Raw genomic sequence first — 14,113 nt, forward strand, 5'->3', positions numbered from 1 at the left:
CACGGGGTTCCCGGGGCAGGGGTGTCGGCTGATCAGCTCCTGCTCAGCGTGGCCAGCAGGGCGGCGAGGGCGCCGTCCGGGAGGCCCTCGGTCTCCGCGCCCTGGGCGGCCCCCTCATGGGAGATCCCGCAGGCCTCGCGGACGGCGTACGACAGCCACGAGTCGGTGTCCGGGACCTCCAGGGTGGCCACGACGCCCGCGTCGGACCGCTCGCGTCCGCCGCCGAACCACTTCGGGCACTCGTCCACCGACCGCAGCCACCGTCGCCCGGGCACCGGCTCCCACGTGCCCGGTCCGTTCTCACCGTACGCCTGGGTCACGACCTGGAGGCACCGCACCCGGCCGCGGACCTCGGGCAGCCTGCCGCCGTGCGTCTCGACGGTGAGAAGGCCGACGCGACGGATCCGGTCCCCCGGCCCCACCCCTTCGGGCAGCCCGACGACGAGGCCGCTCTCCTCGCGCAGCACCCGCCCCGACCCCTCGTCGCCCCGCACCTCGTCCACCGGCCCTGCGATCTTCGTGAGCTGGTCGTGCCAGCCGCCGCCCAACACGTCGTCCGCGTCGCTGAACAGCAGCGGCCAGCTCACCTCGTCCCCCACCGAGAACGGCGTACCGCAGCACTCCATCTGCCAGTCCGCGTAGAACACATGCCAAAGCCCCATGGGACCACCTTCCATGGAACCCACGCCCCATCGCGAGACGTTTTCCCCGTACGCCCGGTACCGTCGGGCAGTCCCACCGCGCGCACGCACCGTCCAGGGAGCCCCATGACCACCGCGACCAGCCGCCGCAGCGACCGGCGTATCAGCCCCGTCTTCATCGGGATCCTCGCGGTCACGGCGGTGACGGGCTGGGCCACCTGGACCGGCTTTGCCGAGAAGCCCGGTGTGGCCGTGTTCCTGTTCGTGACGGCCGCGTGGATCGTCTCCCTCTGCCTGCACGAGTACGCGCACGCCCGCACGGCCCTGCACAGCGGTGACATCACCGTGGGATCGAAGGGCTACCTGAGCCTCAATCCTCTCGCCTACACCCACGCCCTACTGAGCATCGTGCTCCCGGTGATCTTCGTGATCATGGGGGGCATCGGTCTGCCGGGCGGTGCCGTCTTCATCGAACGGGGCCGGATCCGGGGCCGCTGGCGGCACAGCCTGATCTCCGCGGCGGGCCCGCTGACGAACGTCCTGTTCGCGGTCGTCTGCACGGCGCCGTTCTGGCTGGACGCGCTCGACGGGGTGCCGGCCGACTTCCGGTTCGCGCTGGCGTTCCTGGCGTTGCTCCAGGTCACGGCCGCGCTGCTGAACTTCCTGCCCGTGCCCGGCCTGGACGGCTACGGGGTCATCGAGCCCTGGCTGTCGTACAACGTCAAGCGCCAGGTGGAGCCGTTCGCGCCGTTCGGCCTGCTGTTCGTGTTCGCGCTGCTGTTCGTGCCGCAGATCAACAGCGCGTTCTTCGACGTCATCGACTCGGTACTGAGCAGCCTGGGGATCAGCGACTTCGAGACGTACTGCGGCCAGGACCTCTACCGCTTCTGGCAGAGCTCGAACGAGTTCTGCTCCGTCAGCCCGTGACGGACTTCCGATCCTTCTCGCGCTTCACGTAGTACCAGCACATGTTGGACGAGAGGCCCGCGAGCAGCACCCACACGATCCCCAGCAGGTTGCCCTGGACGAAGGAGACGACCGCCGCGGCCACGGCCAGGAGGCAGACGACGAGGGCGTAGAGGGCGAGGCGGGGCATGGGGGCGGTTCTCCTGTCGGGGGACACTGCTTGCACTACCGGTACTGCTCTGCGCCGACCAGTGTCCCCCATCCTCCTGCCCGACTCACACGTCGGTGACCCGCAGGCCCGCGTGCGCCTTGTACCGCCGGTTGACCGAGATCAGGTTGGCGACCAGCGACTCCACCTGGTGCGCGTTGCGCAGCCGCCCGGCGAAGACACCGCGCATGCCGGGGATACGGCCGGCCAGCGCCTGCACGATCTCGACGTCGGCGCGCTCCTCGCCCAGCACCATCACATCGGTGTCGATCTCCTCGATCTGCGGGTCCTGGAGAAGGACGGCCGACAGGTGGTGGAAGGCGGCGGCGACCCGCGAGTCCGGCAGCAGGACGGCGGCCTGCTCGGCGGCGCTGCCCTCCTCCGGCTTCAGCGCGTACGCGCCCTTCTTGTCGAAGCCGAGCGGGTTCACGCAGTCGACCACGAGCTTGCCCGCGAGCTCCTCGCGCAGGGACTCCAGCGTCTTGCCGTGACCGTCCCACGGGACGGCGACGATCACGATGTCGCTGCGGCGCGCGGTCTCGGCGTTGTCGGCACCCTCGACGCCGTACCCGAGTTCGTCGGCGGCGGCCTGGGCGCGGTCGGCGGCCCGCGAGCCGATGATCACCTTCTGGCCGGCCCTGGCGAGCCGGTAGGCGAGCCCCTTGCCCTGCGGGCCGGTCCCGCCGAGCACACCCACGACGAGCCCGGAGACGTCGGGGAGGTCCCACGGGTCCTTGGCGGGGGCCTTCGCGGGGGTCTGTGCAGCACTGTCGGTAGAGGTCATGGGCCGACTTTACGTCCGCCCCGCCCACCGCAATCGCTCAGGTGAGCCGCGTCACGGGCACCCGCCGGAAGACGATCCGCTCGTAGGCGCCGAAGTCCCCGGTCTCGTAGAGGAGTCCGACGGTGGCGGGGTCGATCCGGACGAGGTCGGAGTAGGCGGCGGGCAGGCCGTCGGCCGTGAAGGCCGGGCGCCAGGTGCGGCCGCCGTCGGTGGAGGTGCGGATCGTCATCAGGGCGCGGCCGCGGGGAAAGGCGGGGCCGGAGAAGAGGAGCAGGTCGGGGTCGCGGAGCTGCAGGAGGCTGCCCTGGCAGACGGGGCCGTCGAGGCCGGCCTGCGGGCGGAAGCGGGTGTGGAGGGTCCTGCCGCCGTCCTCGGAGTGGGCGTCGGCGCGGTTGCCGGGCGAGGGGGAGCTGCTTCGGGTGTTGAAGTAGACGCGCCCGTCGGGGAGTTCGGCGGCGGCGGTCTCGTTGACGTTGACGTAGCCGTCGGTGTTCTCGTCGACGTAGCCGATCGACCAGGTCGCGCCCCGATCGTCACTGATCAGGCAGTGGCCGCTGTTGTACTTGGCCTCGTTGCCGATGTCCGTGCCGGTGGGCGGGAGGGTGTGGTTGGCGGGGACGACGACCCGGCCGGTGCTCAGCTGGACGGCATGCCCGGGGGTGGTGGCGTACCAGCGCCAGCCCGCCTTCCGCACCGACTCGGTGATCTCCCGGGGGCTCGACCAGGTGACGCCGTCGTCGTCGCTGTGCTGCACCCAGACCCGGCGCCCGTCGGCGTCCGCCACCTCGCCGCGCAGGATGGCGTCCTCGGAGGCGGTGGCGGCGGAACGGATGTGGACGAGCAGGATCCGGCCGGTGTCGAGGACGACGGGGGCGGGGTTGCCGGCGAGGTGAACTCCGTTGCTGGCGGCGACCTTCAGCGGCCCCCACGTCCTTCCCCCGTCCACCGACCGCTTCACGACGATGTCGATGTGCCCCCAGTCCCGCCCGGAGCCGACCCGCCCTTCGCAGAAGGCGAGGAGGGTCCCGGCGCGGGTGACGACGACAGCGGGGATCCGGAAACTCGCGTAGCCCTCGCGGCCGGCGTGGAAGGGGACGGTGGCGGCTGTCGACATGGGCGGACACCTCCTGGGCAATTGGGCAACTGGGCAACTGGGCAACTGGGCAACTGGATCAGCCACTCCCTGGCCAAGTGGATCAGCCACTCCCTGACCGAATGGCTCATCCACTCGCTGGACAAGTGGCTCGACCACTTACCCAAGTCGAGCGAATTCGGGGTGAACTGCGGGTCGCAAACACCCGATTACGGCAGGATGCAGCCACATGGATGCCGTACGGGTCGCGTTGCTGCGCGAAGTGCTCGCCGGAACCGAGTGGTTGGGGGCAACGCGCCGCTTCGCCGGCGCCCTGCGCGGGTCGGTGGTCTCCCACGGCGGCGGACTGCTGCTCGTGGGCACGACGGAGTACGAGCCCTGGCACCTGGCCGCCCACCTGGTGGACGAGGCCGCGTGGTCCGGAACACCGGAACTGGCCCCGACTCTCGTACGGCATGACGCCCGGCCCTCGGACCCCGCGCATCTGTCGGTCGGCCTGGGCCGGCTCGCGGCGGCGCGCCGGGGCGAGACCCTCCTCGTGGTCTCCCCATGGGGGTCCCCCCGCTCGATCGAATTCGAGAGTGAGGGCGGACCGGGCGCTCCACTTCTGGAACGGGTGCACGACGCCCGCCGCGCCGGAGCGACGGTCCTCTCCCTCGGCCCCGACGAGGGCGAACTCGTCACAATGGCCCATGAGTCGCTCGCCGTGCCGGAGGGCACGGACCTGGACCTGGACACGGTGCAGCACCTGGTGAGCGCGGCGGCCGGGGAGAACGCCGTCCCGACTCCGCGGGGCCGGCGACGCCTCCGGGACCGGCTGTCGGGGCTCGCCGAGCACCTGACGGCCCCGCCGCCCGCGCGCTGGTAGGTCCGCACCCGTCCCCATCCCCCCAATCCCCCACCCCTCCGCGCCGCGAAAAGCAGTTGCCCCTCGCACGGGCTTCCCCCGACCATGACCGGTCGTGACCGACGACGCCCCCGAACCCCCCTCCGGCCTCCGCACCCTCCTCCCCGACCTGGCCCCGTGGCGGGCGTCCCGGGACTTCCGGCGGCTCTGGTTCTCGGGGCTGATCTCGAACTTCGGGAGTTTCCTCACCTTCGTGGCGCTGCCGGTCCAGCTCAAGGAGCTGACCGGGTCGGCCGCGGCGGTGGGGGCGATCGGGGCCGTGGAGCTGGTGCCGTTGGTGGTGTTCGGGCTGTACGGCGGGGCGCTCGCGGACGCGTGGGACAAGCGGAAGCTGATCGTGTGGACGGAGGCGGGTCAGGGCCTGCTGAGCGCGGCGCTGCTGCTCAACGCTCTCCTCCCCCACCCCGCCGTCTGGCCGCTGTACGTCGTCGCCGCCCTGTCCTCCGCCCTGGTCTCCGTGCAGCGCCCGGCGCTCGACTCCCTCTGGCCCCGGATCGTGGCCCACGACCACCTCCCGGCGGCGTCCGCGCTCAACTCCCTGCGCTGGACGGTCGGCGGGGTCGCGGGCCCGGCGCTGGCAGGCGTGGTCGTCGCCTACGCGGGGCTCGGCTGGGCGTACGGCGCCGACCTGCTCACCTTCGTGGTCTCCGTGCTCCTCACCGTCCGCATCGCCGCCTCCCCCGCCTCCCACGAGGCGGCGAAGCCGTCGCTCAAGGCGATCGTCGAGGGTGCCCGGTACGCGTGGAGCCGCAAGGAACTCCTCGGCACCTACGCGGTCGACCTGGCCGCGATGTTCCTGGCGATGCCGCTGGCCGTACTGCCGTTCCTGGCGGACGAGTTGGACGCGGAGTGGTCGCTGGGTCTGATGTACGCGTCAGTCCCCGCCGGTTCCCTGCTGGTGAGCCTGACGAGCGGCTGGACCTCACGGATCCACCGCCACGGCCGGATGGTCGTGCTGTCCGCCGCGCTGTGGGGCCTGGCCATCGCGGGCGCCGGGCTGGTCGGCAACATATGGCTGGTGCTGCTGTTCCTGACCCTGGCCGGCGGCTGCGACATGGTCAGCGGGATCTTCCGCGGGGCGATGTGGAACCAGACGATCCCGGACGAGCTGCGGGGCCGGCTCGCCGGGATCGAGCTGCTGTCGTACTCGGTGGGACCGACGGTCGGCCAGGTCCGGTCGGGCGGTTTCGCGGCCTGGCTGGGGGTGCGGACCTCGGTCTGGTCGGGCGGTCTGCTGTGCGCGGGAGCCGTAGGACTCCTGGCACTCTGCCTGCCGAAGCTGATGACGTACGACGTCCGCACGAACGAGCACGCGGTACGGCTGCGCGGTCAGCGAACGGCAGCCGCACCCGCGGGCGCCTGATCAGTCGTCGTCGGTGGCGCCCCCCGCCGGGGCGTCGTGCCACTTGGGGTCGTTCTCCCACTCGAGGTTGCGCTCACGGGCCGTCGCCATCGCGTGCTCGGCCTCCTTGCGGGTGGCATACGGCCCGAAGCGGTCCTTGGCCGGGCACTCCGGCCCCTCCTCGACCTTCTTGTGCTCCAGGCAGTAGTACCACTCGCCGGGCTTCCCGACCGTGCGCTTCTTGAACAGGGGCATGACCGGCTCCTCTCGCCACCGACATGTTGCCCCATCGCCGCTGGTTAGACTCGCTGGCATGTCTGGCCAGTCGCTGCTCGTGCCGGGGGAACTGTCCCCCACCCGTCCCGTGCCCGGAAACATCCGGCGTCCCGAGTACGTCGGCAAGCCCGCGCCGACGCCGTACACCGGTCCGGAGGTGCAGACGCCCGAGACGATCGAGGCGATGCGCGTCGCGGGCCGGATCGCCGCGCGGGCGATGGCGGAGGCGGCGAAGCTCATCGCGCCCGGGGTGACCACGGACGAGTTGGACAAGGCGGCGCACGACTACATGTGCGACCACGGCGCCTACCCCTCGACGCTCGGCTACCGCAGCTTCCCGAAGTCCCTGTGCACGTCCGTCAACGAGGTCATCTGCCACGGCATCCCGGACACCACGGTGCTGCGCGACGGCGACATCATCAACCTCGACGTGACGGCGTACATCGGCGGGGTGCACGGCGACAACAACGCGACGTACCTGGTGGGCGACGTCGACGAGGAGAGCCGCCTGCTGGTGGAGCGCACCCGCGAGTCCCTCAGCCGCGCGATCAAGGCGGTGAAGCCGGGCCGCCAGATCAACATCATCGGCCGGGTCATCGAGTCGTACGCCAAGCGCTTCGGCTACGGAGTCGTCCGCGACTTCACGGGCCACGGCATCAACTCCTCCTTCCACTCGGGCCTGATCATCCCGCACTACGACAGCCCGCACGCGACGACGGTCATCCAGCCCGGCATGACCTTCACGATCGAGCCGATGCTGACGCTCGGGACGCACGAGTACGACATGTGGGACGACGGCTGGACGGTCGTGACGAAGGACCGCAGGCGCACGGCGCAGTTCGAGCACACGCTGGTGGTGACGGAGACGGGAGCGGAGATCCTGACGCTGCCGTAGCGCCACCCCCACTCGCCTTGGCCCGCCCTCTTCGGAGGGCGGGCCTTTTTCATGCCTGATCCATGGGTGCTTGATCGGGATGCGGGGTAGGCTTTTTACCGACAGCCTGTCGGAAACGTTGCCGACAGGGAGTCGACAAGGCATTGACTTAGGTAAGCCTAACCATAGAAAATCTGGCCCATGGACTCGTTCTCGACACTCATCCGCACCGCCTCCCACGAGCAGCACGTGGAGGCGGAGACCTCGACGTTCATGAGCGACCTGCTCGGCGGCAGGCTCGGCGTCGACGCGTACGCGCGCTACACCGAGCAGCTCTGGTTCGTCTACGAGGCGCTGGAGGCCGGGGCCGAGAAGCTGGCGTCGGATCCGGTGGCCGGGCCCTTCATCCAGCCCGAGCTGTTCCGGCTGACGGCGCTGGAGCGGGACCTGGCGCATCTGCGCGGCCCGGGCTGGCAGGCGGGAGTGTCCGCGCTGCCCGCGACGCGGGCCTACGCCGATCGCGTCCGCGAGTGCGCCGAGGAGTGGCCGGCGGGTTACATCGCCCACCACTACACGCGCTACCTCGGCGATCTCTCCGGCGGCCAGATCATCCGCGACAAGGCGGAGAAGACCTGGGGCTTCGAGAAGAAGGGCGACGGCGTCCGCTTCTACGTCTTCGAGGAGATCACCAACCCCGCCGCCTTCAAGCGGGGTTACCGGGAGCTGCTGGACGCGGTCCGCGCGGACGACCTGGAGAAGCAGCGGATCGTGGCGGAGTGCAAGAAGGCGTTCGCGCTGAACACGGGGGTCTTCCGGGCGCTGGGTGAGGAGTTTCCCCTGAGCGCCTGAGCGCTCCGCTGGTCATGCGGTTCGGTTGCCGCGGGCCGGTGGGGGCTGGTCGCGCAGTCCGCTCCGCGCCCGACCTCGCCAGGTTCCGCTCAGCGTTCCGGCTGACGTTCCAGGACGACCCGGCCACCGATCTCGACCCAGCCTCCCGGCTGCGGAGCCGTCAAGATCTGCGAACCCGCGCCCTGGGTGATGTTCAGGGCGCGGCCCAGTTCCGCCGTCAGCTGGAGGGCCGCCGCGCCGGTCGCCTCGTCCTCCTCGACGCCGTCGCCCCGACCGGGGAAGCCGCGGGCCCGGATCCGGCCGGCGGCCTCGTCCTCCCACGCCCAGGCGTAGATCCACTCCCCCGGCGGCGGCACGGTCAGGTCGTCCACCTCGGCGGCGGTGGCGTACTGCCGGAACGTCCGCGGCGCCGGCCACTCCGCCCGCGCCTCGATCCAGCTGAACTCGCCGTCCAGGCGGGCGCCCACGATGCCGGCGGGCGTGACGAGTTCGGGGACGTCGAGGAGCCAGGCGGCGCCGACGCAGGGGTAGCCGGCGAACGCCAGCCGTACGGAGGGTGTGTAGATGTCGATGACGCCGCGCTCGGGGTCGTCGACGAACACGGTCTCGCTGAAGCCGAGCTTGGCGGCGAAGTCCTGGCGCTCGACAGGGTCCGGCATTGCCGATCCCTCTCGGATGACGCCGAGTTCGTTGCCGTAGCCGCCGTTCGGCGCGCAGAAGACGCGCAGTACGTCGTAGTCAGTCACGGGGTGAATTGAAGCATCCGGTGTTTTCGCCCCCGCCGCCCCTTCCCATTCCCGTCCCTGGGGGCTGCCGCCCCCAGACCCCCGCTGTCGGCCCTGAAGGGGCCTCGTCCTCAAACGCCGGACGACTCCGCCGTACGGCGCCTCCGCATCGCGAACACCACGCCCGCGCCCGCCGCCACAGTCGCCGCGGCCGCCGTGCCGAGGGCGGCGACCGGTATGTCGGAGCCGGTGGCGGCCAGGCCGCCCGTCACCCCGCCGGTCGTCGAACCCGTCGTACCCCCGGACGTGCCGCCCGAAGTCGAACCGCCCGTGGAGGCCGACTCGTCGTCGGTCGGGAGTTTCGCGTCGTCGCTCAGCGCCACCGCCAGATCCACCGTGTCCAGCTCGGTGCCCGAGGTGTAGAACCCGCCGAAGGCCTCCGCACCCGCCGCCGTCAGCGTGGCGGAGACATCGTCGACCGTGATGACGTCGTCCGACGCCGTCAGGTCGGACTTCGCCGCCTTCAGGTCGGCCAGGACCACGTCCTGCGTCTTCGCACCCAGGCTGGTCACGTCGGCGGTCAGTTCGCCGGAGCCCTCGTCGAGGCTCACGCGGACATCGCTCAGCGTGAGGTCGAGGCCGTAACCGCCGTCCTCCCCCTCGCCCTCGTGCCCCTTGAAGTTCACCGCACCCTCGAAGGCCGCCGACAGCGTGTCCGCGTCGGTGTCGTACTCCCCCGTCGCGTCCACGAAGGTGAAGATCCCGTTGTCCGCGGCCTGCGAGGCACCGTCCGACGCCGTGATCTCACCGTTCGCCACACTGCCCACGACGTACGAACGGAAGGACTCCTTCACGCCCCATCCCAGCGTGCCGTCGGCTACGTCCCCCGCGGCGGCCGCGTCCGAGGTCGTCGCGGACGGAGTCGGACTCGTGCTCTCCGGCGCCGAGGTCGTCGGCGTGGCTGTCGGCGTCGGGCTCGCTGTGTCCGTCTTCGTCGCGGTGGGCGTCGGAGACGTCGACTCCGTGGCCGTCGGGCTCGGCGATGCCGACGCCGCGGGCTTCACCACGGTCAGCGGATCCCCTGCCGCCCCCTCGTAGCTGTCACTCCCGAAGACGTCCGCCGCCTCCTTCGTCAGCGTGGTCGTCATGTCCGTCATCGCCTGCGTCACGGTGACGTCGGCGAGCGGCACGTCCTGCGTGGTCGTACCGGACTTCGTGACGTCCGCGGTGACCTCGGCGGCCGCGCTGTCGAACTTCACGTCGGACAGGGTGATGTCGAAGCCGTGCAGCTTGGACACGATCTGCAGGCTGCCCTTGAAGCCGAGGTCGACGGTGTGGGCGGTGGAGTCGTAGGTGCCGGCGCCCTCCGTGAAGGTGAACGCACCGTTGTCCGCGGCCTGCGAGGCACCGTCGGTCGCGGTGAAGCCACCGGCCGCGACACCGGTCACATACGTGCGGTACGACTGCTTGATGCCCCAGGTCAACTCGTACCCGGTGAGCGGGACTTCGGCCGCCGAGGCGGTACTCGCACCGACGGTGGCGAGCGCGGTGGCACCCAGCGCGGCGGCCGTGGCGACAGCGGCGGCGAGGGCGACGGGACGGCGTCTGCGCGGAGTGGCAGGCATGGTCGGGGGTTCTCCTTGAGATGGATGGGAAGTCCGCCGAGACAGAACACGGCGGACGCGGTAGGTGGGGGTGTCAGTCCTCAGCCGGACCGGTACGGCGCCTGCGGACGACGTAGACCGCGAAGGCCGCTGCCACCAGCAGCAGGGACCCGGCCGCAAGGCCGATGGACAAAGCGGAATCGTCGTCACCGCTCGCGCTCGCGACCGGTTCCGTCGACGGATCGGGGGACGGCGACGGCGTCGCACTCGCCGTGGGGGTACTGCCCAGGTCGGGCAGAGCGGGCAGTTCGGCGTCGTCGGTGGTGGCGACGGCCAGGGACACCGGGTCCATCTCGGTGCCCGCCTGGTACATCCCGCCGAAGGCCTTCGCACCGGAAGCGGTGAGCTTCGCGGGCGCCTCGGTGACCTTCGCCAGGCCGTCCTTCGCCTTCAGCGCCTTCGCCGCGAACGTGACCAGCGGAACCTTCTTGCCCGTGAAGTCGGCGCTCACGACATCGGCGTAGAGCGTGCCCTTGCCGTCCTCGACGGCGACGCGGACGGAACTCAGCTTCAGATCGAGCCCGTTCGAGCCGGTGAAGCGGACGGCGCCCTTGAACGACGCCGACAGGTCACCGCTCTTCAACGTGCCCGAGCCGTCGGCGAAGCGGAACAGCGCACCGCCGTCCTCGGCCCCCGCCGACACCGCCCACTCGCCCTTGGCGATGTCCCCGGTGACGTACTCGCGGAAGGTCCGACGCACACCCCAGTCGACGGCACCGTCCTCGATCGAGCCGCCCGAAGTCTCCTTCTTCGCCGCGGACTTGGAAGCCGAAGGCGAGGGCGAACCGGACGGCGTGGCCGCCGCGGCCTCCACGTCGGCCGACAGACTCACCGGATCCAGCGCGGTCCCCGCCGTGTAGTACCCGGCGAAGGACTTCGCCCCCTGCGCGGTGAGCGTGGCGGGCAGGCTGTTGAGGACGACCGCGGTGCCGCCGCCCTTCATGTCGATCCCGCCGAGGGAGAGGTTGGCGAAAGGCACCTGACTGGACGTCGTGACCGCCCCGGTGTCCTTCGCCTTGCTGGTGACGTCCACGTAGAGCGTTCCGGAGGAGCCGGAGATGCGGACGGTGGGGCGGCTGATCGTGAGGTCGAGCTGGTAGGCGCCGGCGTCGGTCTTGTGGCCGACGAAGTGGACCCCGCCGGAGAAGGAGGCGTTGAAGGCGCCCGTGTCGCCGTCGTACGCACCCGTCGCCGAGTGGAAGCGGAAGGTGCTGGCGCCGACGGTGGCGGCGCCGCCCGTCAGGGAGTAACTCCCGTTCGCGATGGGCCCGGTGACATAGCTCTGGAAGGACGACTTGATGCCCCAGTCGAGCCGGCCGCCCTGCACGGTGCGGCTCGCGGCGTGTGCGGCGGTCGCCGGGAGCAGGGCTACCAGGACGGCCGCGCAGAGCACGGTGAGCGCCACGGTCACGGCGGTGACCAGGGTGCGAAGGCGTGCGGGCATGGGTGTTCCTCCGGATCGACTGCCGGTAGCGAGCGAAGGTAAGGCTAACCTAAGCTTCGCTGAGCAGGAACGATGGATTCAGCAGCAGGACCCAGGCCTCAGGCCCCAGGACCGAAGGGAACGGACAGAACAGTGCGACCCATGCGCACACGACTGGCGGGCGCACTGCTGGCGGTGCTCGCCCTGACGGCGACGACGGCCTGCGGAGGCGCGACGGCGGCGGCTCCCGCGAAGAGGTCCACCGCGACAACGACCGCCAACCGCGTCGAGCCCCTCGCGGACACCTCCACGCCGAAACTCCCCGTCACCGTGAACTCGGCCGACGGCAGGAAAGTGACCGTCAGGACGACCGACCGCATCGTCCCCCTCTCCGGCAGCCTCAGCGAGATCGTCTTCACGCTCGGGCTCGGGGACCGGGTCGTCGCCCGGGACATCACCGCCACCTTCGCGCAGGCGGCGAAGCTGCCCGTCGTCACCCGCAACCACGACGTGTCGGCCGAGAGCGTGCTGTCGCTCAAGCCCGACCTGGTGCTCGCCGAGACCACGACCGGCCCGGACGAGGCGATGGACCAGATCCGTGCCGCGGGCATCCCGATCGTCGTGGTCGACCCGGCGCAGGGACTCGACGACGTGGGCCCGCGCACCCAGAAGGTGGCCGACGCACTCGGCGTGCCGACGGCCGGCAAGGAGCTCACCGCGCGCTCGGAGCAGCGAATAGCCGCCGTGCGCAAGGACGTTCCCGAGGAGAACCCCAAGCCCCGCGTCGCCTTCCTCTACCTCCGCGGCTCCGCCTCCGTCTACCTCATCGGCGGGAAGGGCTCCGGCGCCACCTCGCTCATCGAGGCGGCCGGCGGCATCGACGCCGGGGCCGAGTCGGGGCTGACGAAGGACTTCACGACCATCACCAGCGAGGCGCTCGTGAAGGCGGCTCCGGACGCGATTCTCGTCATGACCAAGGGACTTGAGTCCGTGGACGGCATCGACGGCCTGGTGAGGATCCCGGGGGTCGCCCAGACCCCGGCCGGGATGAACCGCCGGGTCGTCTCGATCGAGGACGGTGCGCTGCTGAGCTACGGGCCGCGCACCGACCAGGTACTGAAGTCGGTCGTGGAGCAGCTGTACAAGGGGGATGCGGCGTGACCGTACTGGAAGAGACCCAGCAGGACACCGCACCCGAAACCCCGCCGCGCAGACGCCACACCACCACCTGGCTGCTGACCGTCGGACTGGTCGTCGCCCTCCTTGTCCTCGTCCCGGTCGCGGCCGGCGTCGGCGCCTATCCGATCCCGGTCGGTGACGTGCTCGCATCCGTGCAGCACAAAGTCGGGTTCGGCGGAACGGAGTTGGACCGGGTCGCCGAGTCGGTGCTGTGGAACGTCCGCTTCCCTCGGATCGTCCTCGCGCTGCTCATCGGGGCCTCGCTGGGCTGTGCCGGGGCGCTGATGCAGGGCGTGTTCGGCAATCCGCTCGCCGAGCCGGGGGTCATCGGCATCTCCTCGGGCGCGGCGGTCGGCGCGGTGGGCGCGATCGCGCTCGGCATCAATGTCTTCGGCAACTGGACGGTCACCGTCTTCGCCTTCGTGGCCGGGCTCGCCACGGTTCTGCTGGTGTACGTGATGTCGCGCTCCGGCGGCCGTACGGAGGTGGTGACGCTGATCCTCACGGGCATCGCGGTGAACGCCTTCGCGGGTGCGGTGATCGGGCTGTTCCTGTTCTTCGCGGACACCGCGGCCATCCAGCAGATCACCTTCTGGCAGTTGGGCTCGCTCGCGCAGGCGACGTGGCCGAAGGTGCTGGCGGTGTTGCCGTGTGCGGTGCTGGGGCTCGTCGTCGCGCCGTTGTACTCCCGTCGGCTGGATCTGCTGGCGCTGGGCGAGCGGCCGGCGCGGCATCTCGGCGTGGATGTGGAGCGGCTGCGGATCCTGCTGGTGCTCGTCATCGCGCTACTGACCGCTGCGGCGGTGAGCGTCTCCGGGATCATCAGCTTCGTCGGCCTCGTGGTGCCGCATCTGCTCCGCATGGCGGCGGGTCCTGGGCATCGCTTCTTGGTTCCGGGCAGTGCGCTGCTGGGTGCGGTGGTGCTGCTTGCAGCGGATCTGGCGGCTCGGACGATTGCCGCGCCTGCGGAGTTGCCGCTGGGTGTGCTTACCGCCCTGCTGGGGAGCCCGTTCTTCTTCTGGTTGCTGCGTAGGACTCGGCGCCGGCAAGGGGGGTGGGCGTAGGGGTTGTACGCCGTCTGCGGGTGGGTGGGGGCTGGTCGCGCAGTTCCCCGCGCCCCTTAGGGGGCTGCAGTCGCCCCCCGCTACCAGCCCAGCCCCTGCCGCCTCAGCCCTTCAGCCCCTCGCCTCACCTCGCCCCCTCACCTCACCTCACCCCCTCGCCTCACCTCACCCCCTCGCC

Annotated in this window: 15 protein-coding genes; 7 read left to right on the forward strand and 8 right to left on the reverse strand. The window is 70.9% G+C overall.

Annotated elements, in window-relative coordinates:
* Window positions 1-32: 32 nt before the first annotated feature.
* On the reverse strand, window positions 33-662 hold the full coding sequence (locus IG08_RS0116180) for a DUF6578 domain-containing protein (protein WP_030601891.1): 630 nt from the start codon (window positions 660-662) through the stop codon (window positions 33-35).
* Between the two features lie 105 nt (window positions 663-767).
* On the opposite strand from IG08_RS0116180, the gene IG08_RS0116185 reads away from it, so the two are divergent.
* Window positions 768-1,568, forward strand: a complete 801-nt coding sequence (locus IG08_RS0116185; protein WP_030601895.1) for a site-2 protease family protein — start codon at window positions 768-770, stop codon at window positions 1,566-1,568.
* On the opposite strand, the gene IG08_RS0116190 is transcribed toward IG08_RS0116185, so the two are convergent.
* The 3 genes from IG08_RS0116190 to IG08_RS0116200 form a co-directional block, all read right to left on the reverse strand.
* Entirely contained in the window at window positions 1,558-1,737 is a 180-nt protein-coding gene (locus IG08_RS0116190; protein WP_030601897.1) for a hypothetical protein, read from the reverse strand. The genes IG08_RS0116185 and IG08_RS0116190 overlap by 11 nt on opposite strands.
* 85 nt (window positions 1,738-1,822) lie before the next feature.
* A complete protein-coding gene (gene npdG, locus IG08_RS0116195; RefSeq protein WP_030601900.1) occupies window positions 1,823-2,539 on the reverse strand; it encodes an NADPH-dependent F420 reductase in 717 nt (238 codons plus the stop codon).
* A gap of 37 nt (window positions 2,540-2,576) precedes the next feature.
* The gene (locus tag IG08_RS0116200; RefSeq protein ID WP_030601903.1) at window positions 2,577-3,653 is read right to left on the reverse strand and encodes a sialidase family protein; all 1,077 of its coding nucleotides are present in this window, start codon (window positions 3,651-3,653) and stop codon (window positions 2,577-2,579) included.
* A gap of 208 nt (window positions 3,654-3,861) precedes the next feature.
* Between IG08_RS0116200 and IG08_RS0116205 the strand changes: the two genes are divergently transcribed.
* Together IG08_RS0116205 and IG08_RS0116210 are read left to right on the forward strand one after the other, a co-directional pair.
* Window positions 3,862-4,500 carry a hypothetical protein gene (locus IG08_RS0116205; protein WP_030601907.1) on the forward strand — a complete coding sequence of 213 codons (639 nt, stop codon included), beginning with the start codon at window positions 3,862-3,864 and terminating at the stop codon, window positions 4,498-4,500.
* 94 nt (window positions 4,501-4,594) lie between these two features.
* Window positions 4,595-5,902 carry an MFS transporter gene (locus IG08_RS0116210; protein WP_030601910.1) on the forward strand — a complete coding sequence of 436 codons (1,308 nt, stop codon included), beginning with the start codon at window positions 4,595-4,597 and terminating at the stop codon, window positions 5,900-5,902.
* Here IG08_RS0116210 and IG08_RS0116215 read toward each other — a convergent pair whose 3' ends face one another.
* Complete coding sequence (locus IG08_RS0116215) at window positions 5,903-6,136, reverse strand: hypothetical protein (RefSeq protein WP_030601912.1); 234 nt, start codon at window positions 6,134-6,136, stop codon at window positions 5,903-5,905.
* Between the two features lie 58 nt (window positions 6,137-6,194).
* Between IG08_RS0116215 and map the strand changes: the two genes are divergently transcribed.
* Both map and IG08_RS0116225 read left to right on the forward strand, forming a co-directional pair.
* Entirely contained in the window at window positions 6,195-7,052 is an 858-nt protein-coding gene (map, locus tag IG08_RS0116220; RefSeq protein WP_030601916.1) for a type I methionyl aminopeptidase, read from the forward strand.
* Between the two features lie 180 nt (window positions 7,053-7,232).
* The gene (locus IG08_RS0116225) at window positions 7,233-7,880 is read left to right on the forward strand and encodes a biliverdin-producing heme oxygenase (RefSeq protein WP_030601920.1); all 648 of its coding nucleotides are present in this window, start codon (window positions 7,233-7,235) and stop codon (window positions 7,878-7,880) included.
* Between the two features lie 89 nt (window positions 7,881-7,969).
* On the opposite strand, the gene IG08_RS0116230 is transcribed toward IG08_RS0116225, so the two are convergent.
* The 3 genes from IG08_RS0116230 to IG08_RS0116240 form a co-directional block, all read right to left on the reverse strand.
* Window positions 7,970-8,626 carry a PhzF family phenazine biosynthesis protein gene (locus tag IG08_RS0116230; RefSeq protein ID WP_030601923.1) on the reverse strand — a complete coding sequence of 219 codons (657 nt, stop codon included), beginning with the start codon at window positions 8,624-8,626 and terminating at the stop codon, window positions 7,970-7,972.
* A gap of 110 nt (window positions 8,627-8,736) precedes the next feature.
* Window positions 8,737-10,230 carry an HtaA domain-containing protein gene (locus tag IG08_RS0116235; RefSeq protein ID WP_030601925.1) on the reverse strand — a complete coding sequence of 498 codons (1,494 nt, stop codon included), beginning with the start codon at window positions 10,228-10,230 and terminating at the stop codon, window positions 8,737-8,739.
* Between the two features lie 73 nt (window positions 10,231-10,303).
* On the reverse strand, window positions 10,304-11,713 hold the full coding sequence (locus IG08_RS0116240) for an HtaA domain-containing protein (RefSeq protein WP_030601928.1): 1,410 nt from the start codon (window positions 11,711-11,713) through the stop codon (window positions 10,304-10,306).
* Window positions 11,714-11,854: 141 nt separating this feature from the next.
* On the opposite strand from IG08_RS0116240, the gene IG08_RS0116245 reads away from it, so the two are divergent.
* Together IG08_RS0116245 and IG08_RS0116250 are read left to right on the forward strand one after the other, a co-directional pair.
* Window positions 11,855-12,853, forward strand: coding sequence for a heme/hemin ABC transporter substrate-binding protein (locus IG08_RS0116245; RefSeq protein ID WP_030601929.1), 999 nt, complete (start codon window positions 11,855-11,857; stop codon window positions 12,851-12,853).
* Window positions 12,850-13,935: a FecCD family ABC transporter permease gene (locus IG08_RS0116250; RefSeq protein ID WP_030601931.1), complete on the forward strand. Its 1,086-nt coding sequence runs from the start codon at window positions 12,850-12,852 to the stop codon at window positions 13,933-13,935. Before IG08_RS0116245 ends, IG08_RS0116250 begins: the two co-directional genes overlap by 4 nt.
* The last annotated feature ends 178 nt before the right edge of the window (window positions 13,936-14,113 follow it).

Source organism: Streptomyces fulvoviolaceus (assembly GCF_000718165.1).
Lineage (GTDB): Bacteria > Actinomycetota > Actinomycetes > Streptomycetales > Streptomycetaceae > Streptomyces > Streptomyces fulvoviolaceus.